Source organism: Rhizobium sp. BK602 (genome assembly GCF_014195095.1).
Taxonomy (GTDB): Bacteria; Pseudomonadota; Alphaproteobacteria; order Rhizobiales; family Rhizobiaceae; genus Rhizobium.
This window is the reverse complement of sequence record NZ_JACIBC010000003.1, coordinates 468,234-492,855: the sequence shown is the minus strand read 5'-3', so window position 1 is coordinate 492,855 and position 24,622 is coordinate 468,234. Positions and strand designations below refer to the sequence as shown.

Sequence of the window (24,622 nt, the reverse complement as noted above, 5' to 3'; positions counted from 1 at the left end):
GCCGTTCAGGCCGATTGCCGCATGACCAGCGTTCCATCCAGGCTGACCTTGCCGGCGATCGTCTGGGTGGCGTTGTCCGTTTCGCCGAGGAGGGCGAGCAGCGTGTCGACGCTGCTTGCCGTCATTGCGGCGAAGTCCTGCGCCATCGTCGTCAGCGGCGGACAAGTGTAGCGGCTGAGCGGATGGTCGTCGTGAGCCGCCACGCGCAGGTCGTCCCCCTTTTTCCGCCCGACCTTCAAGCGATGCGCGAAGGCTGCGGCCATGACACCGAAGGCGAGGCGGTCGTTGGCGCACAGGATGGTCTTGCGCGGTAAAGCCTTTGCGTCGAGCATCTCGTCCATCTGCTGGTATCCGATGCGCTCGAATTCCCATGTGTAGGCGGCATTGGTCTTGATAACGATGGGATCGTAGCCGGAGGTTTCCATAGTGGCGATGTAGCTCGCCAGCCTTTCCGGCGAGTTGTGATTGACATGCGGGATGTCGAAATAGGCCGGCACGTCGCCGGAGCGACAGAGATATTCGACGATGGTCGCCACACTCTGGAAATTGTTGTTGCCGATGAAGGGCGTGTTGCCTTCGATATAGGTGTCGAAATAGACGAGCGGCACGTTCTGGGCCAGCTTGTCGAAGGCTCGCGGGTCGGATGTCTGTCCCAGCGGCGCGGCGAGCGCCCCGGCCACCTTCAGAGACAGCATGGTGCTGACGGCTTCAGCCTCCAGCTCCGGCAGGCCATGGGAGGAAAAGACGATCGGCCAATAGCCTTCGTTTCGCAGCCGCAGCTCCAGCCGGTTGACCATCTCGGCGTAGAACGGGTCGGTCAGGGCAGGAACCAGAATGCCGATATTCCGGGTTCTCTTTCGATTGAGGTTTCGCGCGTAAATATTGGGCTGGTAGTCCGAGGAGCGGAGCGCATGCTCGATGAGCGCGCGCGTCGACGGCTTGACGCTCGTCGGATCGTCGAAATATTTGGAAAGGGTCGGTCGGGAGACGCCACAGGATTTCGCGAAATCCTCCATCGTCTTGTGCGTCATTTTTTCCATCAGAAGTCGACCAAATTTCGAATCGATCCGCCCACTTCAGATTGTTATGCGTCTGCGGGAAGGGAAGCGCAACGGGGCGGAAAGGTTCCGCTAAGTTTTTCCCATCAGCATGTTGCGGAAAAACATTGCACGCGTCAATTTATCGATTTTCGCATAAAATATGATTTGCGAAACAGCTCCTTGAAGCTTGCCGTCGATTGAACAGGAAAAGCTCCGGGCGCGGGTCGATAGCCCATGCGAATATCATCATTTCCGCATCACCGAACTAGCTGTTCTGGCAATGCCTTGACCCGGAGCTTCACGCCTGCTTGCAAGTCAGGCGAAGAGACCCGTCGGACAACACGTCCGTGATAAGGCCGTCATAGCCGGCAATGCTTGGATGCGGCGTTTCCAGCTGGGTCCGGTGCGTGGCGCTGATCACCAGCACGGCCGCACCGGCGGCCTGAGCCGCCTCGATACCGGCCGGCGCGTCTTCGAAGACGAGGCATTGCTCGATGGGTTGGCCCAGCCGCTCGGCAGCGAGGCGGAAGCAATCCGGCGCGGGCTTTCCCTTTTGCACATCCTCGCCGGTGATCAGCAGCGGCGGCCAGGGAATGCCGGCAGCCTTGAGGCGGACAGCCGCCAGATCCCGTGGCGCGGATGTGACGATTGCCCAGCGATCCCTGGGGAGGGCATTGAGGAAATTAACGGCGCCCGCGATCGGGTCGACGCCTTCGACATCGGCGATTTCGGCCAGGGTCAGAAGCCGCGCCTCTTCCGCGGGATCGAGCCCGGAAAGGCCAAGCCGTGTGATCGTTTCGCTCGCTTTGCGTCCATGCACAATTGCCAGCAGGCCCTCGACATCGACATTGTGCCGCAAGGCCCAGGCCGTCCAGACCCGCTCGCCGACGGCGATCGAGTTCAGCACGGTTCCATCCATATCGAACAGGAAGGCGCCGAAAGGCCGGTCGGAATAAGCAGGCAGGGTCATCGTCGGGCTCTCAATTCTTCTGGGTAGCGGACAGGCGGTCGAGGATCGCCTGCGCGGTATTGGCATCGGTCACCAGCGCATTGATCATCCCGGATCGCGCGGCGCCGATGATGCCGGGCGCCTTGGCCGGGGTCGCGGCAACCGCGATGCACAGCGGAATCCGCTGCAGCTGTTCGGGGGAGGCGGCCATCATCCGCTCCTCGCCGTCCCAATGCAGGATCTCGCCAGCCTCGGTGACATAGTGGCGCAGAACGTCGCCGGCGGCATGGCTGAGCGCTCTTTCCCCCGGCAGGGCCGCCGTCGCCTCCGATGGGCTGGCCTGATGCGTGAGGCCGACGCCGACGATCGCCGCATCCAACTGGTTCCAGAGGGAGGTTACCTGCTGCACGGTGGGATCGGCGAGGAAGGCATCGCGCAGTTCCGATGAGGAAATATACGGGGCGTGCAGGAAATGCGGCGTGCCGCCCATCTGCTCGGCTGCCTGGCGTACGAATTCGTTGATCTGGAAATGCGGCGCTGCCTGCTGCATGCCGCCGTTGAGGGCGATGGTGGCGATGCCCGGCAGTTGCGGCAGCCCCGCAAGCGTGACTTCGCGCACCGCGCGCCCCCAGCCGATGCCGAGCGTCGAGCCGGAGCGAAGGCCAGCCTGCTGCAGCAGTGAGCCGACGGGCGCGGCGAGCGCGCTCAAGACGTTCGACGACGGCGTGTCGATGACGGCGGCGTTGCGCAGCTTTAGGCCGTCGATCAGGGCGTCGCTCAGATCCTCCGATGACGAAAGGTCGAGCACCTCGATCCGGACGATCCCGGCCAATCGGGCCTTCTGAAGCAGCCGCGAGACCGTCGCGGTCGACAGTCCCAGTTTCTTGGCGATGTCGACCTGCGACATGTCGGATTGGTAGTGCAATTTCGCGACGGTGTGCAGCAATGCACGATTTGTCGCAGCCTCCTGCGATTGAGACGAATTCAGATTGAAATTCCTTTCTGCAATGTGTTACATATCCGGCATGTGAGGGAGTTATCGCTCAAAACCGGCGATTTCGCAACGATTATGCGGTGGGCGACACTCTCGATCATTGCTGGCCATCTCCTGCCGGGTTCGGGAGTGAGGTGGGCATTCATCACCCTGTGGGAGCGGGGCAACGGAGGATCAGATGTCCAGATTGACGACGGCCGAAATGCGCGGCTACCAGCAGATTTGCGGTAGCGACGGGGCGATGATGGTAATTGCCTGCGATCAGCGCGGCGGTATGCGAAGCCTGCTTGCCAAGGACCCGGCGGAACAGGCGGCGATTTCAGACAAGACGCTCGGCGATACCAAGGCCGACATCGCGAAGTTTCTCGCGAGCAAGGCCTCCTGCGTGCTTGTCGATCCGATCTGCGCCGTGCCTGCCTTGGTGGACGATCGCATCATCCAGCGCGATACCGCGCTGCTGATCGGCCTCGATGCTTCCGGCTGGGATACGTCGCCGGAAGGCTACCGACTGTCGAAGCTGGTCCCCGGCATCACGGCTCGCCGTGTGCGCCAGCTCGGCGCCACCGGCGGCAAGATCATGGTCTATCTGCGTTCGGATCGCGACGAGGCCAATGTCCACAATATCGCGATCCTGCGTCAGTGCATCGAGGATTTCGCCCGCGAGGACCTGCTGCTGGTCGTCGAATTCCTGACCTACAGGTTCGATGACGAGGATGAGGCGGACTATAAAGCCAAGCTGTCGTCGCTGGTCGTCGGCGGAAGCCGGATTTGCCTGGATTGCGGGGCAAAGGTGCTGAAGATTCCCTATCCGGGAAGTGCACAAGCCTGTGCCGAGGTCACGAGACTTGCGGGCGATGTTCCCTGGGCTGTCCTGTCGGCCGGTGTCGATCACACGACATTCCTGCAGCAGGTCGAGGACGCCATGCGCAACGGGGCCTCGGGCGTCATCGCCGGCCGCTCGCTTTGGAAGGACTGCATTTCGCTCGACCGATCCATCACCAGGGATAGGCTCCAGTCCGTCGCGGTTCCGCGGTTGCGCGAGATCCAGGCGGTAATTGCTGCTCATTTCAAGGGTGCGCGATCCGCCGCTGCCGGGCAGGGGCAGAAAGCAGATGCCTGACATAGCCATCGGCGTGGACATTGGCGGCACGAACATTCGCGCCGCCCTCGTCTCCGGTCGAGGCGAGATTTTGCGGAAACTGTCGGAGCGCACCCCCGCCGATCCCCTGGCGGTGGTCGAACGCATCGAGGCAATGGTCGGTCAGCTCGGCGCGGCGGAGGCGGCTGGCATCGGCGTCGGCATTCCCGGGCGCGTCGATGTCTCGCACCGGGCGATCCTGTCCGGCGGCATCCTCAATCTGGCCGGCATCGACTTTGCCGACCGGCTGGAGAGCGCTCTCGGCCGCAGGGTCGTGATCGAGAATGATTGCAACATGGCACTCATCGCCGAGATGCGCATCGGTGCCGCCAGGGGCTACCGGAACGTTGCCATGCTGACCATCGGTACCGGCATAGGCGGTGCCGTTGCGCATGATGGCCGTATCTATCATGGGCATATGACGGCGGGGCAGCTCGGCCATATTTCGGTGTTTCAGGATGGTCCTCTATGTGCCTGCGGTCGGCGCGGCTGCGTAGAGACCTTCAGCTCGGGAACGGCGCTGCGCCGGCATATGAACGAGGCGGGGCTGGCCGCGACATCCGTCAGCGACGTCTTTGCCATGGCCAGCGCCGGGGATGCCGCCGCAAGGGCGGTGCTGCACAAATGGGCATCCCCCCTGCGCATCGCGCTCGACAACATCGCGGCGACGATGGACCCCGACGTCATTGTGCTGGGAGGCGGTCTCGGCGCCGACGCGGCCCGTGCGCTTGCCGATCTGCCTTCGATCGCACCATGGTTCCGGCCGACGATCGTGCCGGCCGGGCTTGGTGACGATGCCGGCGTGATCGGCGCGGCCCTTTCGGCATTCGCATGTGCCGCCGGCTCGGCCGAAAAGCGCGTGGTGCTCGTCAACGGCGTGCCGGCCTCGGGAAAAAGCAGTCTGGCGAAATCGCTGTCGCAGCGCACCGGATGGCCGGTCCTGTCGCTCGACGGCATCAAGAACCCTTTCCTGGAACACATTGGCGGCGTGGATCGGGATTTCAACCGCACCCTGGGCAAGGCAAGCTATCAGGCGATCTGGTCGTTTATTCGCGAGGCGCCGGCCGGCTCGACCTTCATCGTCGACGCCTGGTTCGGTTTCCAGCCGAAAGCGTTGCTCGAGACCTATATCAAGGATGCCGGTGTCGATCGCGTCGCCGAGCTTTGGTGCAAGGTGCCCGGCGCTGTCGCCGGCGAACGCTATGCCACACGCTTGAAAGACCGGCTGCCGGGGCATCCCGGCGCCGAATATGTCGGCGAGCTGATCGTGCTCGCCGACCGCGCCGAACCGATGGGATGCGGCGCGCTGATGACGGTCGATCAAACCAAGGAACCGAACATGGACGATATTGCCGCCTGGATTTCGGACGTGTTCGCACAGGCGTAAGAAACGCTGCACTGCACGCGGCTGACGACATGCCTCGACCTGCCTTCAAACCGCTGCGCAACGCTTGCGCCGGCGCTGCCTGATTGTGCTTTCTCTGTCCAGGATTGTCCAATTATATCAAGATGATGATTGGAATTCCTTGCAGAAAAAAATTACTTGACGGCCCGCTGTAAGCCACTGATTATCCGTTCTGCCGGACAAGGGAGATGTTCGGCTTTCAAGGGAGGAAATTATGGAGCGACGTTCATTTCTCAAGGCCAGTGCCGTGGCCACGCTTGCCACTGGCGTGGCGGCCGTTGCCGGCGGTGCGAAGGCGCAGGACAAGAAGTTCACCATTGCGCTGATTCCGGGCCTGACCACCGATGCCTTCTACATCACCATGCGCAAGGGCGCCGAAGCCGCCGCCAAGGCGGTCGGTGCCGATCTCGTCTTCCAGGGGGCCCCGGATTTCAACCCGGTCACGCAGGTTCCGGTTCTCGATGCGATCATCGCCAAGAAGCCCGATGCGATCCTGATCGCGCCGACCGACAAGGATCAGCTGATCCAGCCGCTGAAGAAGGCCGCCGATGCCGGCATTCCGGTCATCACCGTCGATACCTTCATCGGCAACGGCCACTATCAGACGGGTAGCGGCGATGCCGATTTCCCGCTGGCCTACATCGCCTCCGACAATCTGCTCGGGGGCGCCATTGCGGCGCGCGCGCTGGCAAAGGCAGTGGGCGAAAAGGGCAAGGTCTATGTTTCGAACGTCAAGCCCGGCATCTCGACCACCGACCAGCGCGAGCAGGGTTTCAAGGACGAGATGAAGAAATATCCGAACATCACCGTTCTCGACACGCAGTATAATGACGACGATGCCAACAAGGCGGCGTCGCAGCTGCAGGCCGTCTATGCCCGCAACTCGGATCTCGATGGTGTTTTCGGCGCCAATCTGTTTTCCGCTCTCGGTGCTGCCAACGGCGTCCAGCAGGCGGGCCAAACGGGCAAGATCCGCGTCGTCGCCTTCGATGCGCCGACCACGATCGTCGACAATATCAATTCCGGCCTTGTCGATCTGGCGATTGCCCAGCATCCGGCCGAGATCGGCTATTTCGGCGTGATGGCGGCCTATGCCCATCTGACGGGCAATTCGATCCCGACGGCCATCGGCACCGGCTTCACGGTCATCGACAAGTCGAACGTCGCCGACAAGAACGTCGCGAAGTTCATCTACTCCGACTAATCGGATGAAATCTGTGCCTCGTCCGAGGGGCGGGGCACGTCTCTGATCATAATGGAGGGAATGGCGTGACGACTTCTGTACGTCCTCGCTCGAGTTTGGATTCATCCATGACCATCGAAGATTCCGAGGCCCGCAAGGCGGACCAGCATGTGGCGCCACAGGCGGACCACGGCGATCAGGCGAAAACCATCGTCAATTATATCGCGCAACTGCGCGCATGGCTGTTTCTTGCCGCGCTGATCGTCACGTTCGAGATCTGGGCGCGCATCGATTTCGGCGGCACCTTCATCGGCTCGTCCTTCAACTGGCAATCGGTCGCGATCTTCGCCGTGGCACCGCTGTTGCTGGCGATCGGTCAGACCTTCGTCATTATCTCCGGCGGCATCGACCTTTCGACTGGCTTCATCATGGGGCTGGCGGCGGTCGTCGCCGCCCATGTCACCAATGTCGCCGGTCTCTATATGCCGCTGCCGCTGGCAATGCTTGCCGGCATCCTCGTTGCGATGCTCGCCGCCACCGTGCCGGGCTTCATCAATGGGCTTTTGATTTCCCGCCTCAAGGTCCCGCCCTTCATCGGCACGCTCGGCATGTTCGGCGTTGCTCGTGGCACGGCCTTTCTGCTGGCTGGCGGCACGACGGTGCCGGTGAAAAATTCCTATTTCGCCGAGCTCGGCAATGGCCGCTTCTACGGCGTGCCCTATCTCGTCATTGTCACCATCGTCTTCGTGATCATCATGCATTACCTGCTGAGCCAGACACGCTTCGGCCAGCACAATTACGCGATCGGCGCCAATGCGCAGGCGGCGCGGCGGGCCGGTATCGACATCAAGTCACACCTGCTGCGGCTCTACATACTGTCCGCGGTCTGCGCGGGTCTCGGCGGCGCGCTCTATGCCGCCCGTTTCACGGCGGGCGCCGCCCAGGCGGGCGAACCCTTGCTGCTCGACAGCGTGGCGGCGGTCGTCATCGGCGGCGCCAGCCTGTTCGGCGGCTCGGGCACGATCATCGGCACCATTGCCGGGGCGCTCGTCATCGCCGTCATTCAATACGGCCTGGTTTTCATGAATGTCGAACCTTTCTGGCAGTTCATCGCCGTCGGCATCGTCATCATCATTTCGGTGCTCATCGATCAGGCGCAGCGCCGGTTCAGCGGAGCAAAGCAGGATGAATAGCGCTACACCTCTTCTCGAAGTCCGCAATCTCTCGCGCTATTTCGGTGCCGTCCACGCTCTCGACAATTGCTCCATGGTCGTCCATCCCGGCGAGGTCGTGGCTCTGGCCGGGGACAATGGCGCCGGCAAGACAACGATGATCAAGGCGATCTCCGGTGTCTATCCGCCGACATCGGGCGAGATCCTGATCGAGGGAACGCCGGTCACCTTCTCTTCGCCGCAGGACGCGCGGGAAAAGGGGATCGAGACCATCTATCAGGATCTGGCGCTGGCCGATAATCTGACGATCGGCTCGAATATTTTCCTCGGCCGCGAGCCGATGAAGAAGCTCTTCGGCTTTCTTCCGGTCATCGATCGGAAAGCGATGGCGGAGGCGGCGCGCTCGACGATGGCGCAGCTCGACTTCCATGTGAAACGGCTTGACGCGCCGGTCAGCAATTTCTCCGGCGGCCAGCGCCAGGCGGTGGCGATCGGACGGGCGGTCTATTGGAACGCCCGCATCCTCATCATGGACGAGCCGACCGCAGCACTTGGGGTGCCGGAACAGCGTAAGGTCGTCGCCCTCATCAAATCGCTGAAGGCGCAAGGGCGCGGCGTGATCTTCATCTCGCATAATCTGCAGGATATTTTCGCCGTCTCCGACCGTATCGTCGTCCTGCGCCGCGGCATTGTTGCCGGCGAGCGCAAGATCAGCGAGACCACGCATGAGGAAGTCGTGAAGCTGATGATCGGCGGATAGCTGGTCGCATCGCTGTGCCGGATGCGCAAGACCGAAGTCCTGGTGGCCTATGATGGCGTCGGTTTCTTCGTGAAAATGGGTCAGCGTGCCGGCAGTCACTTCATCATCATGGCCTGCAATCTCGACAAGCTGTTAGAGCTTGGCCATCTAACGATCTGGGAAGGCTTGCAGATATCCGCTTCGAACTCGTCGCGGATTGACCTTCTTATCCAGGTCGCCGGAGACCATGGCGAAGGAAGTCGTGGGTTACTCTGCAATTCCCTCGCGCAGGCTTGGCGCGAGGTTCTTCCTCCAAGGGAAGTGTAGTAAGAGACACTTGCGTTCTGGGAGGAAGCGATGGGGAAATTGTCTGCCGATGTCATCGTCGTCGGTGCCGGTCTGTCGGGGCTCGTTGCCGCGACGGAGCTGGCGGATGCGGGCCGCAAGGTCATTGTCGTGGATCAGGAGCCCGAGCAAAATCTCGGGGCGCAGGCCTTCTGGTCGCTGGGTGGCCTGTTCCTGGTCGATTCGCCCGAACAGCGCCGGCTCGGCATCAAGGATTCGCGCGATCTCGCCTGGCAGGATTGGCAGGGCACGGCGGGCTTCGACCGCCCCGAGGATTTCTGGCCGCGGCGCTGGGCGGAAGCCTATGTTGATTTCGCCGCCGGGGAAAAACGAAGCTGGCTGCGCGCCATGGGGCATCGTCTCTTTCCGATCGTCGGATGGGCGGAGCGTGGCGGTGCGTCCGCCACCTCCCACGGCAATTCCGTCCCGCGTTTTCACATCACATGGGGAACCGGGCCGGGGGTCGTGGAGCCCTTCGAGCGGCGGGCTCGCGCGGCAGAGGCACGTGGCCTGATCCGTTTTCTGTGGCGGCATCGAGTCGACAGGCTCCAGGTCACCAACGGCGCGGTCACGGGCGTTGCCGGCGCCATTCTGGAGTGGAGCGATGCGAGCAGGGGCGTTGAAACCTCCCGTACTGTCGTCGGTGAATTTGAGCTATCCGCCAGTGCTGTCATCGTCACTTCGGGCGGTATCGGCGGTGATCTCGACCTCGTGCGCCGGAACTGGCCGGAGAGGCTGGGCACGCCGCCGAAGACGATGGTGTCTGGTGTTCCCAAACACGTCGATGGCAGGATGATCGAGATTTCCGAACGGGCTGGCGCGCGGCTGATCAACCGCGATCGCATGTGGCATTACACCGAGGGCCTCAAGAACTGGTCGCCGATCTGGCCGAATCATGGGATCAGGATTCTTCCAGGTCCATCACCGATGTGGTTCGATGCTGAGGGCAACAGGCTGCCGCAGCCCAACTATCCCGGCTACGATACGCTCACCAGCCTGCAGCACATCATGGCCACGGGCTACGACTATAGCTGGTTCATCCTGAACCAGGCCATCATCCGCAAGGAATTCGCCCTTTCCGGGTCCGAGCAGAATCCGGACTTCACCGGCAAGAGCTGGAAGCTTGTGGTGCGCCGCGCTCTCGGCAAGACCGCGCCCGGTCCTGTCGAGGCCTTCAAGGCGCATGGCGAGGATTTCGTCGTTGCGAAGACCTTGCCGGATCTGGTGGCCGGCATGAACCGCCTTGCCGGATCGGAGCGTTTGCCGCTTGAGAAGATAGAGCGGGAGATCAGTGCCCGTGACCGCGAGATCGGCAACCGTTTTTCCAAGGATGCGCAGATCATGGGTATTCACAACTCGCGCAGCTATCTGGGCGACAGGATCGGGCGTACCGCCAAGCCGCATCCGATCCTGGACCCAGAGCACGGGCCTCTGATCGCGGTGCGCCTGAATATCCTCACCCGCAAGACCCTGGGCGGCTTGGAAACCGATCTGGAGTCCCGGGTTTTCGACGGCCGGGGCAATCTCATTCCCGGTCTTTACGCGGCGGGAGAGGCGGCCGGGTTCGGCGGCGGCGGCATGCATGGCTATCGTGCCCTGGAGGGGACTTTCCTGGGCGGTTGCCTCTTTTCCGGACGTGCGGCGGGTCGTTCAGCGGCTCGGCAGGCAGGCTGATCCCTGCCGCGATACGGCGCATTCAAGCGACAAGGCAGCCAAGGACTGCCTTGTGCCGTTGATGATCTACCTTTCGCCTCGGTAAGGACCGGCGGCACGGATGCCGATTATACCGATAGCAGGCCGCGCAGGCGGGCCAATAGGCTTCGCGGCTTTTCCGCCAGCAGCGGCTGAACGGATCGCGCCACCGCGGCCGCGCTCACCGTTTCGCCGAAGTGGCAGTAGCAGACGACGCCGTGCAGCTCGTGGTCCGTCAGTTCGAAGAAGCGTTTGGCGGCGCCATAGCTGTCGTCCTCCAGGCCGGCGGCGCGCAGAACCGGATCGGCATAGGCGACGGACATCGGCGAACCGTCCATGCGCATCGCCGCTCGTCTTCTGCTCGTTTGAAACTCCGTCTCACGCAGAGTGCAAAGAATCTGTCGGGGCTCCCGCTCCAGAAGCTCTATCCAGCGCTCAAGCCGCTGACGCCTCGACATCGTCGGAGCGAGGAAGTTCTCGTCGATTTTTGCAATTTTGTGCAGATCATCGCGTGCATGCTGCTTCATCTCGGCCTCCTATTTGGACAATAGTTGGTCCCCTCCGATGCAATGCTAGCCCGGCATGATCGTGATCCGAAAGTGCTCGGATGTCCAATCACGTTGGTCCGCAAACCCGGTTGCGGAGAAAAAACTCGCTCCGCGAAACGGTCTTCTCTTTTGCGCGTTCCGGCGGGCGAGAGCCCTTGCGTCTCAAGCGAAATGATCGCGAAAGGCCTGGGGCGTCGTGCCGAATGTCTTGAGGAAGCTGCGTCTGAGCGTTTCTTCCGAGCCGAAACCGCAGCGGATACGCGCCTGGCTCACCGAAAGGCCCTGTTCGAGCAAGCGCCGCGCCGCCTCGATGCGAATATCCTCCACGGCCCTGGCTGGCGTGCGGCCGGTAGCCTCGCGATAATGCCGCGAGAAGCTGCGTATGCTCATGTTCGCCTTATCGGCCAGGGCCGGCAGTGACAAATCCGCGCCCAGATTATCCATGATCCAGCCATGCAGGCGGTCGAAGCGGTCACTGCCCTCCTGCAGGGTCAGCATCGTGCTGAACTGGGCCTGCCCGCCCGGCCGCTTGAGAAAGACCACAAGTTCGCGGGCAACCGCGAGCGCCAGTTTTCGGCCGAGATCCTCCTCGACAAGCGCCAGTGTCAGATCGATACCGGCGGTCACACCGGCCGAACTCCAAATGTTGCCGTCGCGAACGAAAATTGGATCAGGCTCCAGCCTTACATCCGGAAAGCGTTTGGCGAACTCGCCGCAGCGATGCCAGTGCGTCACCGCGCGCTTTCCCGTCAGGAGACCGGCTTCGGCCAGCAGGAAGGCGCCGCTGCAGACGGAAGCGGTCCGCCGCGCCTTTGCCGCGCGCCGACTCACCCAGTCGACAAGGAACGCATCGTCGCATGCCTTGTTGACGCCCCAGCCGCCCGCAACGATCAGCGTATCGACCGGAGCGTCGCATTCGGGGAGCGGCGTGGTTGCGAGTGCCAAGCCGGAGTTGGTTTTCGTCTGCGCGCTCGCCGCAACGACGATCGCCTCATAGGGCTTCGGCAGGCCGGCCGCCAGCGCGGCCTCGTTGGCGCTGGTGAAGACCTGTAGCGGCCCTGTCACATCCAGCAGCTGGGCATTTTCGAAGGCGAGGATCTCGATGCGGCGCATGATTGGCTCAAATTGAGGGGACTTTGGCAAATGTGCCAGAGAGTGATCGCGTAAGCTTGTCGAAGTCAATCATGGGAGACGCAAAATGACGATCCGCTTCGGCCTTCTTACCTTCCCCGGCGTTCAGCAGCTCGACCTCACAGGCCCTTACGAGATATTCGCCTCGACGGAAGGCGCGGAGGTTCATCTGATCTGGAAAGACAAGGCGCCGATCGTTTCGGCAACGAAATTGATGCTGCAGCCGACAACCACCTTTGACGATTGCCCTGAGCTCGACGTCATCTGCGTGCCGGGCGGTGCCGGCGTCAATGCATTGCTGGAGGATGAGACCGTATTGTCCTTCGTCCGCAGGCAGGCGGTACAAGCACGCTTCGTCACCTCGGTCTGCACGGGCTCCCTCGTTCTCGGCGCCGCCGGCCTGCTGAAAGACAAACAGGCGACGACGCACTGGAATGCGCATGATTTTCTCGCGAGCTTCGGCGCCATTCCGACTGCTGGCCGCATCGTGCGCGACGGCAATCTCATCACGGCCGGCGGCGTGACCGCCGGCATCGATTTCGGCCTCGCCGTGGTTGCGGCCCTTATCGGGCAGGAGGAAGCGGAGACGGTTCAGCTGTCGCTCGAATACGCGCCCGCGCCGCCGTTCCACTCGGGTACGCCGCAGGAGGCGACAGCGGAGGTGCTTGCAAGAACAAGGCAACGCCTTTCCGGTTCGCGCGCGGCACGGGAGGCGATCATCGCGCGTCTTGTTGCGGGTCGCAGTGAGTGAGGCCGGCTGCCACTGGCGTGATAATTCCGGCCTAAAGGCGCAGGAGGCTGTTGGCAGTTGCAACCGAACGCGGCAATACTGCGGGCGGTCTCCACGGCAGAAAGGCAAATTGCGTGCGTGAGCGCCGGTCATTTCGCTTCGTTCTTTCCGTCCCGACACTGTTGGTGGCAATGTTTGCCGTGGGTGTTTTTCTGATGCCGTCGGTATCGGCGGCGCAGGCACTCGATCCCCCATCGCCGGCGAAGGCCCCGGACGATCAGACCGAGACGCTGATCGGCAGGCTGCATCAAGCCTTCGATGGCGTTCAGGACCTGCGTCAGCGACGCGCCGCCTTCGAAAGGTTGATGGCGTCGACGCCGGATCCGACGCGCGTCCAGATCCGCCATGTCGCGGCGAATGGGGTTGAGGCCGATCTGATCTGGCCGGCGCGGCTGCACCATCCGATCGGCAAGCGGGCAATCCTTTATCTGCATGGCGGCGGCTTTTATAGCGGCTCGCTCAGGACCCATCGCAATATCGCCGGCTCGCTCGCAAAGGCGGCATCGGCCGATGTCTTGCTGATCGACTATCGTCTGCTGCCGGAACATGGATTTCCGGCCCAGATCGACGATGCCGTGGCCGCATATCGCTGGCTGCTCGCCTCCGGATATCGGCCGGAGAATGTGGTGGTCGCCGGAGAGTCCGTGGGCGGCACCTTGGCGATCGAGGTCGTCCTCAGGCAGATGCGGCTGAAAGGTCCCTTGCCGACGGCGGTTGTCGCCATGAGTCCAGTGACCGACTTCTCCGCGACAGGCCCCTCCGTGATCGCCAATGCCGGGAGCGATCCTTTCATGGGCAAGGCGGAGCTAGAGTTGATACGCAAGGCCTATGCCGGCGGCAAGTCGGCGGTCGATCCGGCACTATCGCCTCTTTACGCCGATATGACCGGCTTTCCGCCGCTGCTGATGCAGGTCGGCGCGCGCGAAACTCTGCTCGACGATACGTTGCGTCTGCAAGACAAGGCGCGCCGCGCCGGTGTTGACGTTAGTGTCGAGGTTTGGCCCGGCATGATTCATCAGTGGCAGATATTTCCATTCTGGATCGACGATGCGAGGAAATCGAATGCAAAGGTGGCCGAATTTGCCATTTCGCATTTTGCCGATAAGCCCGCGCAACAGTAACCATCTCCGTCGGACATTTCCGGCCGGCAAGACAGCCGGCTAAATCTCTTCCATATCAAGGGCATCACGAAGCGCCTGCACCTGATGGTTCAATGCTTGCAGCTGCTCCGGCGGCATGCCGGACCGCTTCGTCAGGGTTTCGCCGAGACAGTTGCTCTCGTCCAGCAGCGCGCGACCGGCGGGCGTGAGCCGGACATGGACTTGACGCTCGTCAACGGTGCCGCGCCGGCGCTCGACGAGCCCGGCCTGCTCGAGGCGTTTTGCCGGCGGCGTAATCGTGCTCGATTCAAGCGCCAGGCGTTCCGCGATCGCGCCGATCGTGAGCCCATCACTTTCGCCCAACGCGCATAGCACCAGATATTGCGGATAGGTAATGCCCATGGCGTCCAGCATGGGTTTGTAGGCGCGGTTGATGGCGATGCTTGTCGCATAGAGCGAAAAACAAAGCTGGTTATCCAAGGGCAGCGGCATGAATTGCCTTCCAATTATTGTCTGCGCCTTTTTATCACAAAAAATGATATCGCGATAAGTTTTTTATGGACAGGCAATCGGAATGGTCCTATGCATATAGATATCGCGATAATAAATCGTGCGATATAAGATGATTGGAGATTGAAATGAGTAACCCGATCAAGCAAGCTACCCGCCGGGGCGTCATGACGGCCGGACTGGGTCTGGCCGCCACGGCGGCTGTCATGCCCTTCACTCAACCTGCACAAGCTTCCGCCAAGCAATCTTCGAAAGGTAGGGATACGACCATGAGCAGCAGCACGATTACCACCAAGGACGGAACCCAGATCTTCTACAAGGATTGGGGCACCGGACAGCCGATCGTTTTCCATCACGGCTGGCCGCTGAGCTCCGACGACTGGGATGCGCAGATGCTTTTCTTCCTCCATAAGGGCTTCCGCGTCATCGCACACGATCGCCGCGGTCATGGCCGCTCGAGCCAGACGGCGACCGGCAACGAGATGGACACCTATGCCGCCGACGTCGCGGCCTTGGCCGAGCACCTCGATCTCAAGAATGCCATTCACGTCGGACACTCCACCGGCGGCGGCGAAGTCGCTCGCTATGTCGCGCAATATGGCGGTCATGGACGCGTCGCCAAGGCGGTGCTGATCGGTGCGGTGCCGCCGATCATGGTCAAGTCCGAGAAGAATCCGGGGGGTCTGCCGATCGAGGTGTTCGACGGCTTCCGCACGGCGCTGGTCGCCAATCGCGCCCAATTCTTCCACGATATTCCGGCTGGTCCGTTCTACGGCTTCAATCGTCCGGGTGCCGCGGTCTCGGAAGGTGTCATCGACAATTGGTGGCGCCAGGGCATGATGGGTGGCGCCAAGGCGCATTATGATTGCATCAAGGCCTTTTCCGAAACGGACTTCACCGAGGATCTGAAGAAGATCGACGTGCCGGTGCTGGTGATGCATGGCGACGACGACCAGATCGTGCCGATCGCGGATTCTGCGCTTCTTTCGGCCAAGCTGCTCAAGAAGGGCACACTGAAGGTCTATAAGGGTCTTCCGCATGGCATGGCGACGACCCATGCGGATGTGATCAACGCCGATCTCCTTGAATTTATAAAGGCATAAGGCATTTTGTTACATCGGAACGCCTGCTTTCGGGTAGGCGTTCTCTTTTATCGCTCGCCACACATCCAGTCGGCGGCACCAGCCTGTCGAGGCGCAGTTCGGCGGCTTGTCATTGCTTCTGATCTTCCGTCCATCCAGATAGCCATGCCAGCTTGCATCGCGATGAAATCATCGATCGAGCTTGAGGGAGAGCTGTACGGCGCGAGGCAGTGGCGGCAGCGGCCGGCTGATATCGACGCGGCGTTTCCAGGCGGCAAGCCGTTGCTGTTCGCGCTCCCGCAGGGCTTTGGAGACTGCGACAAAGGTCATGGCACGCTCGATGACTTGTTGCGTATTCGTCATGGATACCTCCATTTGTTCACTATATGTTCTCATAATGAACGCGAATAGTCAAGCCGAGGACGGCGCCGTGCGAACCTAGTCCCGCGCGGCGCCTTGCCGATGCTCATAAGCTGTTGCGATGACCTACTCCGCTGCCTCGACGAAGCGATGGCGTTCGTAGAGGAACTTCAGCACGGCTTCGCGACACTTGAGGTAGGTGCGGTCGGAGGCGAGCTCCAGGCGGCTGCGCGGCCGGGCGATCGGAACTTCCAGCACGTCGCCGATATAGGCGGCCGGTCCGTTGGTCATCATCACGATGCGGTCGGACAGAAGCACGGCCTCGTCGACATCGTGGGTGATCATCACCATGGTGCTGCCGAGGCGGGCGTGGATCTCCATGACCGCGTCCTGCAAATGCGCACGCGTCAGGGCATCAAGCGCGCCGAATGGCTCGTCGAGCAGCAGGATCTTCGGCTCCATGGCGAGCGCCCGGGCAATGCCGACGCGCTGTTTCATGCCGCCGGATATCTCGGAGGGGCGCTTGTCCTTGGCATGCGCCATCTGCACGAGGTCGAGATTGCGCATCACCCAGTCGTGGCGCTCCGCCTTGGTCTTCGTGCCGCGGAACAGCTTCGAGACGGCGAGATTGACGTTCTCGTAGACCGTCAGCCAGGGCAGCAGGCTGTGGTTCTGGAAGACGACGGCGCGCTCGGGGCCGGGCGCGTTGACCTCCCGGTTTTCCAGAAGCACCGCGCCAGCCGAGACCGGCGTCAGGCCGGCGATCAGGTTGAGCAGGGTGGACTTGCCGCAGCCGGAATGGCCGATGATCGAGACGAACTCGCCCTTGTTGATGGCGAGATCGACGCCTTTCAGCACCTCGGCCCGTTGGCCGCCGCGATCGAAATGCTTGTCGATGTGATCGAGCTTCAGATAAGCGCTCATGATGCTCTCCTCAGTTGCCGGCCGTGCCGCGGGTGACGAAGGCGCCGATGGCTGCCACCAGCCGGTCGAGGACGAAGCCGGTGATGCCAATATAGGCCAGCGCCACGATGATGTCGGGCAGGCGCGACGAGTTCCACGCATCCCAGATGAAGAAACCAATGCCGACGCCGCCGGTCAGCATTTCCGCCGCGACGATGGCGAGCCAGGAGAGGCCAGCACCGATCCGCAGGCCCGTAAAGATGTAGGGTGCGGCGGCCGGCACCATGATGCGGAAGAAGAATTCGATCTGGTTCAGCCGCAGCACCTTAGCGACGTTGCGGTAATCCTGCGGGATATTGCGCACGCCGACGGCGGTGTTGATGATGACCGGCCAGATCGAGGTGATGAAGATCACGAAGATCGCCGAGGGATTGGAATTCTGGAAGGCGGCGAGCGACAAGGGCAGCCAGGCGAGCGGCGGCACGGTGCGCAGCACCTGGAAGATCGGGTCGAGACCGCGCATCGCCCAGACCGATTGCCCGATGACCGCGCCGATCAGTACGCCGATGACGGCGGCAAGCCCGAAACCGTAGGCGACGCGCTGGAGCGAGACCAGCACGCGCCAGGCAAGGCCGATATCCTGCGGACCGTTGTCGAAGAAGGGATAGGCGATGAGGTCATAGCTTTCCTGCCAGACCTGCGACGGCGGCGGCAGGCTGGCGCCCGGCTGCTCACAGAGGAGCTGCCAGACGCCAAGCAGGATTGCGAGCACGACGAGGGGCGGCAGCACGCTGCGCAGGATCGTCACTGCGACGCGGCGAAGATCGATGCGGCGGGCCGGGCGGGTGGTGAGTGTCACGACACGACTTTCGTTTTGCGGCGCGGCTGTGGCGGTGATGTCCTGTTTGCGGGCTGCTGCAGACATGAATCAGATCCTTAAGACTTGTGCGGCGCGGATGTCGAACGATGCTTCCGGCATGGCGGCCATGCTCACGATGCCACCTTGATCGACAGACTTGCGAGATAGGCCGAGGGGTTTTCAGGGTCGAAGACCTTGCCGTCGAAGAAGGTTTCCTTGCCGCGCGAGGTCGAAGCCGGGATGTCGGCGGCGGCAACGCCGAGATCCTTGGCGGCCTCGCGCCAGATATCCTGGCGGTTCACCTGGCCGACCAGCGCCTTGACGTCGGTATTCGGCGCGAACTTGCCCCAGCGGATGTTCTCGGTGATGAACCAGGCATCATGGCTCGGATAGGGATAGGAAACCCCGCCCTTCCAGAATTTCATGTAGAGATCGGTTCCCTTGACCTCACGGCCGTTGCCATAGTTGATGTCGCCCTTGAGGCGGCCGAGAATATCCTTGGGCGGCACGTTGAACCATTGGCGCTTGCCGAGAATGGTGGCCATCTCCTCCTTGTTGTCCATGCTGTCGCACCATTGCTGGGCTTCCATGACGGCCATCAGCAGCGCCTTGGCGGCGTTGGGGTTCTTCTCGATCCAGTCGGCGCGCATGCCGAGTGCCTTTTCCGGATGGCCCTTCCAGATTTCGCCGGTGGTACAGGCTGTGAAGCCGATGCCCTGATTGACGAGCTGCTCGTTCCAGGGCTCGCCGACACAGAAGACGTCCATATTGCCGACCTTCATGTTCGCCACCATCTGCGGCGGCGGAACGACGATGGTGGAGACATCCTTGTCGGGGTCGATGCCGCCGGCGGCGAGCCAATAGCGAATCCAGAGGTCGTGCGTGCCGCCGGGGAAGGTCATGGCGGCCTTGATCTCCTTGCCGGCCGCGCGCTTGGCATCGAAGGCGGCCTTCAGCTTCGAGGCGTCCAGTTGCACGCCGGTTTCGGCATATTCCTTGGCGACCGAGATGGCCTGGCTGTCGTAATTGAGGCGCGCAAGGATCGCCATCGGCACCGGCTGGTTGTTCTGGGTAACCTTGCCGGTGTGCATCAGGTAGGGAAGCGGCGACAGGATATGGGCGCCGTCGATGCCGTTGGCAGCACCTCCGAGCACGAGATTGTCGCGCGTCGCGCCCCAGGAGGCCTGCTTGGCGACATCGACATCGGGCAGGCCGTGTTTGGCAAACAGGCCCTTTTCCTTGGCAATGACCAGCGGCGCGGAATCGGTGAGCGCGATGAAGCCGAGCTTGGCACCGGATACTTCCGGTCCGGCCGTGGCCGCGAAGGCACCGGAGGGGAAAGCCGTTTTGACCGCGGCGACAAGCGCTGCCGTGGCTGAGGTCTTCAATAGGCTGCGGCGCGTAACGCCACCCGACAAAATCTTGTTCATGCGCAGGTTCCCCTCTGCTGATGCGTGACGGATTTTTTGAAATAAAAAACGCCGCTCGGTTGCTGCGGCCCGGAATTGAGGAAATCTCTCCGGGGCAAAAACCTTGCGACGTCGGTGTCTTTTGCGAGCGCATATCTCGCGCTCGACTTGCCTCAATCTTCGTTGATCGCGGCGGCTAGTACCAAGCAAACAGCATGCCAGTTCTTCTGGCTGTTTCTAGGTGATTGAAGTTGCTGGTATAATTTCCAGATTTTTGCGCCTGCTCAGTTTTTGAGCTCTGTCATTTTGTGCAACTATTTTGAGCGCGCTTGAGGGTCTGGATGCTATGTGCTGCGTCGATTTTGTGCAGCGCACGCATCGACGCTCCTAAAAATCCTCACTTGCGGATGTCGCCGACATCTCCGCCTTGACCGCAAATCCGGCGATATAGGCCGGCATGTCAGCCGGATCGAAAATGTGGCCATCCATGAAGCGGTCGTCTTCGCCAGCGCCTTCGACGCGAATATCGGCATCGGTGGGTGCCGCATCGTTGCCGAGCGCCAGCCGATAGAGGTCGGGCCGATAGGCGGACATGGCGAGTTGAGCATTCTGCTCGGACAAGGCGCTCTGCCCCCAGCGGACCATCTGGCTGAAGATCCAGAGCGCCTGGCTGGGACGCGGGTAGTTGGCGAAGCCGGCATGGAAGCTGAAATAGCGGTCGATCACCCGCCGATGGCCCTTCGCGTCGAGGCTGAATTCGCCGGACAGAACATGACGGATGATGTTGACTGGGGCGGCGATATAGCGCTGATCGGCCAGGGCCTCGGCAAGCGCATCGTGGTTGTCCGCCCGGTCGCACCAGCGCGCGGCGGCATCGAGCGCGACGATCAGGCGCGAGACCGTCTCAGGGTGGCTTTCCGCCCAGTCAGGCCGCATGCCGATGACTTTTTCCGGTGCCGAGGGCCAAATATCCTGCTTGGCGGCGACGATGCGGCCGACGCCTCGCTCCGAGGCCACCATGTTCCACGGCGCGCCGACGCAGAAACCATCGATGGCGCCGGCAGCGAGCGCATCGGATGTCAGCGGCGGCGGCACGACCACCAGCTTGACATCGTGGTCCGGGTCGATGCCGCCGGCGGCGAGCCAATAGCGGAATTCGTAATTGTGGGAGGAGAAGGGATAGGTCATGCCCAGTGTCGGCGAGGGTTCGCCGCTGGCTTTCATCCGTTTGACCGCCGCCGCCAGCGCCTGGGCGTTTTCCAGCGCGCTTGCCTGATCCGAAAGCCCCGTTTCGGTCCGCATCCGGTCGAAAAGCCGCGTCGACAGGGTGATGGCATTGCCGCCGCTGCCGAGCGAGAAGGGCGTGATGGTGGGCGAGGGGTTCGAGCCCAGCCCCAGCATCGAGGCAACCGGCATCGGCGAGAGCATGTGGGCGATGTCGAACTGGCGGAAGGCGAGGCGGTCGCGGACATTGGCCCAGGAGACATCCTTGACGAGATCGAGCGTGATGCCTTCCTTTTGCGCGAAACCGAATTCCGCCGCCGCGATCAGGACCGAGGCATCGACAAGCGGGATGAAGCCCGCACGCAGCACCCGTGGCCCCTCGCTGCTCAAGCGGGATGGCGACGCCAGATTGCTGCCGAAACTGCTGCTCATCATCATATCCACTCCGGTTTCCTCCGGACATCTTCCTCGTTGCGCGATGGCCTCACATCAGCAGGCCCGCGGCGGTCACCACGCTTTGTGCGATTTCGGAAATCTTCTTCTTTTCGTTCATCGCCGTCTGCCGGAGCAGGGCGAAAGCCTCCTCCTCCGACAGGCCGCGCATTTTCATGAGAATGCCTTTGGCGCGATCGATGATCTTGCGCTGCTCCAGCGCCGATTTGGCCTCGGCCAATTCCTGCTGCAGCCGGCTGAAGGCGTTGAAGCGGCTGACGGCCATATCCAGGATCGGCTTCACTCGCTCCTTCTTCAGGCCATCGACGATATAGGCCGAAACGCCGGCTTCGACTGCGGCCTCGATCGAGGCGGTATCCGAGCGGTCGACGAACATGGCGATGGGGCGCCCGACCGTGCGCGTCAGTTGAAACAAGTGTTCCATCATGTCGCGATTCGGGTTTTCGATATCGATGATGATGACGTCCGGCCGCAGCGTTTCGATGGTGCGCGCCACGCCGTGAACCTCGTGGATGACGGTCACGCGCGTATGGCCCGCGTCCCGCAGCCCCTCTTCGATGATCGAGGCGCGGATCGTGTTTTCGTCGATCACAAGAATGGTCAGATCCAGACGGCTCATGCCGTCTTTATGACGCAACGCAGCAAAACGGGCAAGTCGTTCGCCAAAATTTTAGGCGGACATGGTTTTGCCCAAAAAGTGCTCAAATCGACCATCGGATATCCTCGCTCTTTCGACGATCATCGGTCGCCTGTTCACGCGGTGGAATACGGGCATATCCCCGTGCTTCGCCGGCGCAGCCCAACGGAAGGCGAGGCTTCCGAAGGAGAACTGCTTGTTTCTCTCTAAACTCTTGATAGACTTCAATCAGGACGTGAACAAACAATGGGGTTGGCATGTCGATTGTAACGCTGGATCATTTCGCCCGCTGTGTCGGGGAGGGGTTCGAAATCGACATGGGGGCCGGATCCCTTGTCTTTACGCTGACCGAGGCGCGCCCCCTGCCGGAACGGGGCTTCAAGGGAATGATGCGGGCGCCGTTTTCATTGCTGTTTCGGAGCGAGACGAAAGTTCTGTTGCCGCAGCAGATTTACAGGCTGAAGAACGCCACATTGGGAATTCTCGACATTTTCCTCGTGCCCGTCGCCAGGGACAAGGGCGGGATCATCTATCAGGCGGTCTTCAATTGATATTTGACGGTTCGCGCGTCGGTTTCGGCAGGAGCGCGCGCGTGCGCCATTCCATGCGTATGTGAGTATCGCCGGTTTCAACCACCGTGAATCCCAAGGCCCGATAAAGCTCGTAGGCACGCCGGTTGTTTCGGTCGACATGCAGGATGACGCCCAGGCTCTTTTCTGTCATTGCCGCATCTTGAATGGCTTCCAGTATCGCGGAGCCCAGGCCCTGACCACGCCATTCGGTCAGAAGGCCGATATCGATAATATGCCAGATGTCCGCGCTGAGATTGATGTAAAGGCGGCCGATGGGGGTGCGGTCCTTCTCGATGATCAGGAAGTCTGTCCGTGGGAAGGCGGCAATGTAATAGCGATGCTGAAGGTTGAATTGCTGGTCCAGAAATGCCTGCTTGTCTTCTCGCGACCACGGTATCAGGACCAGTTCATCCTCGCGGAACGAACGATAAAGTTCGCGCAGAAACGACAGGTCGTCCAACCTTGCGGGACGAAGGATGCACGGGGAGACATCAAGCCGGCTATGGCCGGTTCCTCCGGGGAATTCGGGTAGCGGATCTGCGATCACGCCGGTCATCAACCGAATGCTGGATATGCGCCGCTCAACGCGATGCAGAAGTTGACGGCTAGATAAGGCTGGCGGTTTTCATGTGGTTGGCTTCCGCCGCCGATGCCGATGACGTTCGGTGCAAACTGGGCGTTCGGCTGGGCATTGGGAAGAAACGGTGTGCTCGAATTCGGCAGGCTCAATGCATCGCCGGTACTGGGCGAGGCGGCGCGCTTGGATGTATCGCCTTGATTATAGATGGTTAGGGAATGCGTGTGCGCCGGCATTTCCGCCTGCGTCAGCGTAATGTCGTTGCTGCCGAAGGTTGCGCCGATGGTGCGCGGCGTCAGACCTACACCCTGTCCCTGGTTGCAGCCCGCACGGTTGACAAAGTTGGGCAGCTGGAAGTTGGTCGTACCGTTGCCGCCATACTGGATGCCAAGCAGGGAAAAAAGCGCTGAGCTCTGCTGGATCGGGAGCATTGTGCCGCTGCACGACGCCCAGCCAACGGGAGCAAAATTGAAAGCGAAGAGTTGGATCTCGCCGAGAAAAGGTTCTGTCATAGCAATATCCCTGATGAATGAGGCGCTGTTCAGCTCTGTGTGGGAAAGATACCGGCATATGCAATGCAATACTGCACCGTCTGTGTCGGCATCGTATTGTCATGCATCACCGTCGATCCGGTTACCTGCGTCGCCGTCTGCGATGTTCCGATCGGGGTGGCGCCGGTTATATCCGTGGCATACATCGTATCTCCGGTCAGCGCGGCGAGCTCGACCGACGCGCTTACGGATGGGGTGTCCGCGGTGCCGCTGGTGACAAGATACGGGTGCGTGTGTGATGGCATTTGCGTGGGCAGAAGCGTGATGTTCTCGCTGCCGGCGGATTGACCGATGATATAGGTCGACAAGCCCTGTCCGGTGCCCTGATGTATCGGCACGCGTCCGGAAAGATTGGGGGTCGCGAAAGTGTTTTCCCCATCGCCGCCATAGGTCGTCCCGATCAGCGTGAACAACTCGACATATTGGGAAATGGGCTGCAGGGAATTGTTACAGGGCAACCACCCGTAGGGCACTCGGGAGAAGCCAAAAAGCCGGATTTCTCCGACAAAGGGAGCGCTCATCGTCGATCCTCCGAGCAACAGGTTGATAACAGATGATCAGCCGCGGGAGGGATAGATTCCCGTCAGCGCAATGCAAAAATTGATCACGTCGTAAGGCTGCATATTGTAATGGGGCTGGCCATTGCCGGCTGGTGTTACAGTCTGGCTCGACAGCACCACCTGCTCGCCGCTGGACGCGCCGTAGATATTGGCGCTGTTGGTTCCATAGAGCGCATTGCTCGGGCTGCGCACAGTGCCGTTGCTCGTCGTTCCGTTGGCCAGATGGGTGTGCTGAGGCAATTCTTGCGCGAGCAAGGTCACGTTTTCAACGCCGCCAGTTTCACCAATCTCGTAAGGCGTAGGCTGCCACGCGGGATCGTTGGACGGTCCAAATCCCACCGGTGTGCGGCTCTGCATATTGGGCAAGACGAACGTCGTCTGTCCATTTCCACCGTAAACAGTGCCCAATAATGAGAACAAGGCCTGGTACTGGCTAATGGGAAGGATCTGACCGTTGCACAGGGCAAAGCCCTTGGGTGCAAACGAAAAACCTGCAAGCATGATCTGGCCGAGAAAGAATTCCGACATACGATACCCCTGCATATTTCACTGATATTGAATATCATCATCACTCAATCATGACGTTAAACGCAAGAACAAAAGTGCCCATCTCAGGTATAAAAATTTGGAGAAAATTCTCGCAATTTTTTAAAAACCCAAGAGTTGGAAATTGAGGAATGAGAATGGAAAAACTAATAA

28 protein-coding genes are annotated in these 24,622 nt (G+C 61.3%); 12 read left to right on the top strand and 16 right to left on the bottom strand.

Features of this window, described 5'->3' with window-relative positions; genetic code table 11:
* Positions 1 to 5 precede the first annotated feature (5 nt).
* From FHX11_RS12645 to FHX11_RS12635, 3 genes are all read right to left on the bottom strand, one after another.
* Complete coding sequence (locus FHX11_RS12645) at positions 6 to 1,040, bottom strand: LacI family DNA-binding transcriptional regulator (protein WP_184357972.1); 1,035 nt, start codon at positions 1,038 to 1,040, stop codon at positions 6 to 8.
* 298 nt (positions 1,041 to 1,338) lie between these two features.
* A complete protein-coding gene (locus FHX11_RS12640; RefSeq protein ID WP_184357971.1) occupies positions 1,339 to 2,010 on the bottom strand; it encodes an HAD-IA family hydrolase in 672 nt (223 codons plus the stop codon).
* Between the two features lie 10 nt (positions 2,011 to 2,020).
* Positions 2,021 to 2,896 carry a sugar-binding domain-containing protein gene (locus tag FHX11_RS12635; RefSeq protein WP_246780973.1) on the bottom strand — a complete coding sequence of 292 codons (876 nt, stop codon included), beginning with the start codon at positions 2,894 to 2,896 and terminating at the stop codon, positions 2,021 to 2,023.
* A gap of 265 nt (positions 2,897 to 3,161) precedes the next feature.
* Here FHX11_RS12635 and FHX11_RS12630 point away from each other — a divergent pair, with 265 nt between their 5' ends.
* The 7 genes from FHX11_RS12630 (at position 3,162) to FHX11_RS12600 (ending at position 10,639) form a co-directional block, all read left to right on the top strand.
* The gene (locus FHX11_RS12630) at positions 3,162 to 4,103 is read left to right on the top strand and encodes a tagatose-bisphosphate aldolase (protein WP_184357969.1); all 942 of its coding nucleotides are present in this window, start codon (positions 3,162 to 3,164) and stop codon (positions 4,101 to 4,103) included.
* The gene (locus tag FHX11_RS12625) at positions 4,096 to 5,508 is read left to right on the top strand and encodes an ROK family protein (protein ID WP_184357968.1); all 1,413 of its coding nucleotides are present in this window, start codon (positions 4,096 to 4,098) and stop codon (positions 5,506 to 5,508) included. Before FHX11_RS12630 ends, FHX11_RS12625 begins: the two co-directional genes overlap by 8 nt.
* Before the next feature lie 232 nt (positions 5,509 to 5,740).
* Positions 5,741 to 6,730 (top strand): ABC transporter substrate-binding protein, encoded by a 990-nt coding sequence (locus FHX11_RS12620; protein ID WP_184357967.1) that lies wholly within the window; start codon positions 5,741 to 5,743, stop codon positions 6,728 to 6,730.
* A gap of 107 nt (positions 6,731 to 6,837) precedes the next feature.
* A complete protein-coding gene (locus tag FHX11_RS12615) occupies positions 6,838 to 7,902 on the top strand; it encodes a ribose ABC transporter (protein WP_184357966.1) in 1,065 nt (354 codons plus the stop codon).
* Positions 7,895 to 8,641: an ATP-binding cassette domain-containing protein gene (locus tag FHX11_RS12610; protein ID WP_184357965.1), complete on the top strand. Its 747-nt coding sequence runs from the start codon at positions 7,895 to 7,897 to the stop codon at positions 8,639 to 8,641. The genes FHX11_RS12615 and FHX11_RS12610 overlap by 8 nt, the downstream gene beginning before the upstream one ends.
* A 21-nt stretch (positions 8,642 to 8,662) precedes the next feature.
* Positions 8,663 to 8,947 (top strand): hypothetical protein, encoded by a 285-nt coding sequence (locus tag FHX11_RS12605; RefSeq protein WP_184357964.1) that lies wholly within the window; start codon positions 8,663 to 8,665, stop codon positions 8,945 to 8,947.
* Between the two features lie 30 nt (positions 8,948 to 8,977).
* Positions 8,978 to 10,639 (top strand): FAD-binding dehydrogenase, encoded by a 1,662-nt coding sequence (locus FHX11_RS12600; protein WP_184357963.1) that lies wholly within the window; start codon positions 8,978 to 8,980, stop codon positions 10,637 to 10,639.
* A 107-nt stretch (positions 10,640 to 10,746) separates the two neighbouring features.
* Here FHX11_RS12600 and FHX11_RS12595 read toward each other — a convergent pair whose 3' ends face one another.
* Both FHX11_RS12595 and FHX11_RS12590 read right to left on the bottom strand, forming a co-directional pair.
* Positions 10,747 to 11,184, bottom strand: coding sequence for a hypothetical protein (locus FHX11_RS12595; protein WP_184357962.1), 438 nt, complete (start codon positions 11,182 to 11,184; stop codon positions 10,747 to 10,749).
* Positions 11,185 to 11,367: 183 nt separating this feature from the next.
* Positions 11,368 to 12,318, bottom strand: coding sequence for a helix-turn-helix domain-containing protein (locus FHX11_RS12590; RefSeq protein ID WP_184357961.1), 951 nt, complete (start codon positions 12,316 to 12,318; stop codon positions 11,368 to 11,370).
* Positions 12,319 to 12,403: 85 nt separating this feature from the next.
* Here FHX11_RS12590 and FHX11_RS12585 point away from each other — a divergent pair, with 85 nt between their 5' ends.
* Positions 12,404 to 13,087 carry a DJ-1/PfpI family protein gene (locus FHX11_RS12585; protein WP_184357960.1) on the top strand — a complete coding sequence of 228 codons (684 nt, stop codon included), beginning with the start codon at positions 12,404 to 12,406 and terminating at the stop codon, positions 13,085 to 13,087.
* A 194-nt stretch (positions 13,088 to 13,281) separates the two neighbouring features.
* Positions 13,282 to 14,247, top strand: coding sequence for an alpha/beta hydrolase (locus tag FHX11_RS12580; RefSeq protein WP_246780972.1), 966 nt, complete (start codon positions 13,282 to 13,284; stop codon positions 14,245 to 14,247).
* 39 nt (positions 14,248 to 14,286) lie between these two features.
* Here the strand turns inward: FHX11_RS12580 and FHX11_RS12575 are convergent, their stop codons facing one another.
* Complete coding sequence (locus tag FHX11_RS12575; protein ID WP_184357958.1) at positions 14,287 to 14,718, bottom strand: MarR family transcriptional regulator; 432 nt, start codon at positions 14,716 to 14,718, stop codon at positions 14,287 to 14,289.
* Positions 14,719 to 15,005: 287 nt separating this feature from the next.
* Here FHX11_RS12575 and FHX11_RS12570 point away from each other — a divergent pair, with 287 nt between their 5' ends.
* Positions 15,006 to 15,839: an alpha/beta hydrolase gene (locus FHX11_RS12570; RefSeq protein ID WP_210292442.1), complete on the top strand. Its 834-nt coding sequence runs from the start codon at positions 15,006 to 15,008 to the stop codon at positions 15,837 to 15,839.
* A 168-nt stretch (positions 15,840 to 16,007) separates the two neighbouring features.
* On the opposite strand, the gene FHX11_RS12565 is transcribed toward FHX11_RS12570, so the two are convergent.
* From FHX11_RS12565 to FHX11_RS12540, 6 genes are all read right to left on the bottom strand, one after another.
* Entirely contained in the window at positions 16,008 to 16,181 is a 174-nt protein-coding gene (locus FHX11_RS12565; protein ID WP_184357956.1) for a hypothetical protein, read from the bottom strand.
* A gap of 123 nt (positions 16,182 to 16,304) precedes the next feature.
* Positions 16,305 to 17,102, bottom strand: a complete 798-nt coding sequence (locus FHX11_RS12560) for an ABC transporter ATP-binding protein (protein ID WP_184357955.1) — start codon at positions 17,100 to 17,102, stop codon at positions 16,305 to 16,307.
* 10 nt (positions 17,103 to 17,112) lie between these two features.
* A complete protein-coding gene (ntrB, locus tag FHX11_RS12555; RefSeq protein ID WP_184357954.1) occupies positions 17,113 to 18,006 on the bottom strand; it encodes a nitrate ABC transporter permease in 894 nt (297 codons plus the stop codon).
* A gap of 65 nt (positions 18,007 to 18,071) precedes the next feature.
* Complete coding sequence (locus tag FHX11_RS12550) at positions 18,072 to 19,370, bottom strand: CmpA/NrtA family ABC transporter substrate-binding protein (RefSeq protein WP_184357953.1); 1,299 nt, start codon at positions 19,368 to 19,370, stop codon at positions 18,072 to 18,074.
* Between the two features lie 366 nt (positions 19,371 to 19,736).
* Positions 19,737 to 21,017 (bottom strand): CmpA/NrtA family ABC transporter substrate-binding protein, encoded by a 1,281-nt coding sequence (locus tag FHX11_RS12545; protein ID WP_184357952.1) that lies wholly within the window; start codon positions 21,015 to 21,017, stop codon positions 19,737 to 19,739.
* A gap of 40 nt (positions 21,018 to 21,057) precedes the next feature.
* Positions 21,058 to 21,645: an ANTAR domain-containing response regulator gene (locus tag FHX11_RS12540; protein ID WP_184357951.1), complete on the bottom strand. Its 588-nt coding sequence runs from the start codon at positions 21,643 to 21,645 to the stop codon at positions 21,058 to 21,060.
* Positions 21,646 to 21,654: 9 nt separating this feature from the next.
* On the opposite strand from FHX11_RS12540, the gene FHX11_RS12535 reads away from it, so the two are divergent.
* Together FHX11_RS12535 and FHX11_RS12530 are read left to right on the top strand one after the other, a co-directional pair.
* A complete protein-coding gene (locus tag FHX11_RS12535; RefSeq protein ID WP_184357950.1) occupies positions 21,655 to 21,873 on the top strand; it encodes a hypothetical protein in 219 nt (72 codons plus the stop codon).
* Between the two features lie 47 nt (positions 21,874 to 21,920).
* Positions 21,921 to 22,214, top strand: a complete 294-nt coding sequence (locus FHX11_RS12530) for a hypothetical protein (RefSeq protein ID WP_184357949.1) — start codon at positions 21,921 to 21,923, stop codon at positions 22,212 to 22,214.
* Here the strand turns inward: FHX11_RS12530 and FHX11_RS12525 are convergent.
* From FHX11_RS12525 to FHX11_RS12510, 4 genes are read right to left on the bottom strand one after another with little or no spacing between them, the layout of a single operon-like run.
* Positions 22,207 to 22,791: an N-acetyltransferase gene (locus FHX11_RS12525; protein ID WP_184357948.1), complete on the bottom strand. Its 585-nt coding sequence runs from the start codon at positions 22,789 to 22,791 to the stop codon at positions 22,207 to 22,209. The two genes, FHX11_RS12530 and FHX11_RS12525, sit on opposite strands and share 8 nt — an antisense overlap.
* Positions 22,791 to 23,324, bottom strand: a complete 534-nt coding sequence (locus FHX11_RS12520) for a tail fiber protein (RefSeq protein WP_184357947.1) — start codon at positions 23,322 to 23,324, stop codon at positions 22,791 to 22,793. The genes FHX11_RS12525 and FHX11_RS12520 overlap by 1 nt, the downstream gene beginning before the upstream one ends.
* A 29-nt stretch (positions 23,325 to 23,353) precedes the next feature.
* Positions 23,354 to 23,884, bottom strand: a complete 531-nt coding sequence (locus FHX11_RS12515) for a tail fiber protein (protein ID WP_184357946.1) — start codon at positions 23,882 to 23,884, stop codon at positions 23,354 to 23,356.
* Positions 23,885 to 23,920: 36 nt separating this feature from the next.
* Entirely contained in the window at positions 23,921 to 24,451 is a 531-nt protein-coding gene (locus FHX11_RS12510; protein WP_184357945.1) for a tail fiber protein, read from the bottom strand.
* Positions 24,452 to 24,622 lie beyond the last annotated feature (171 nt).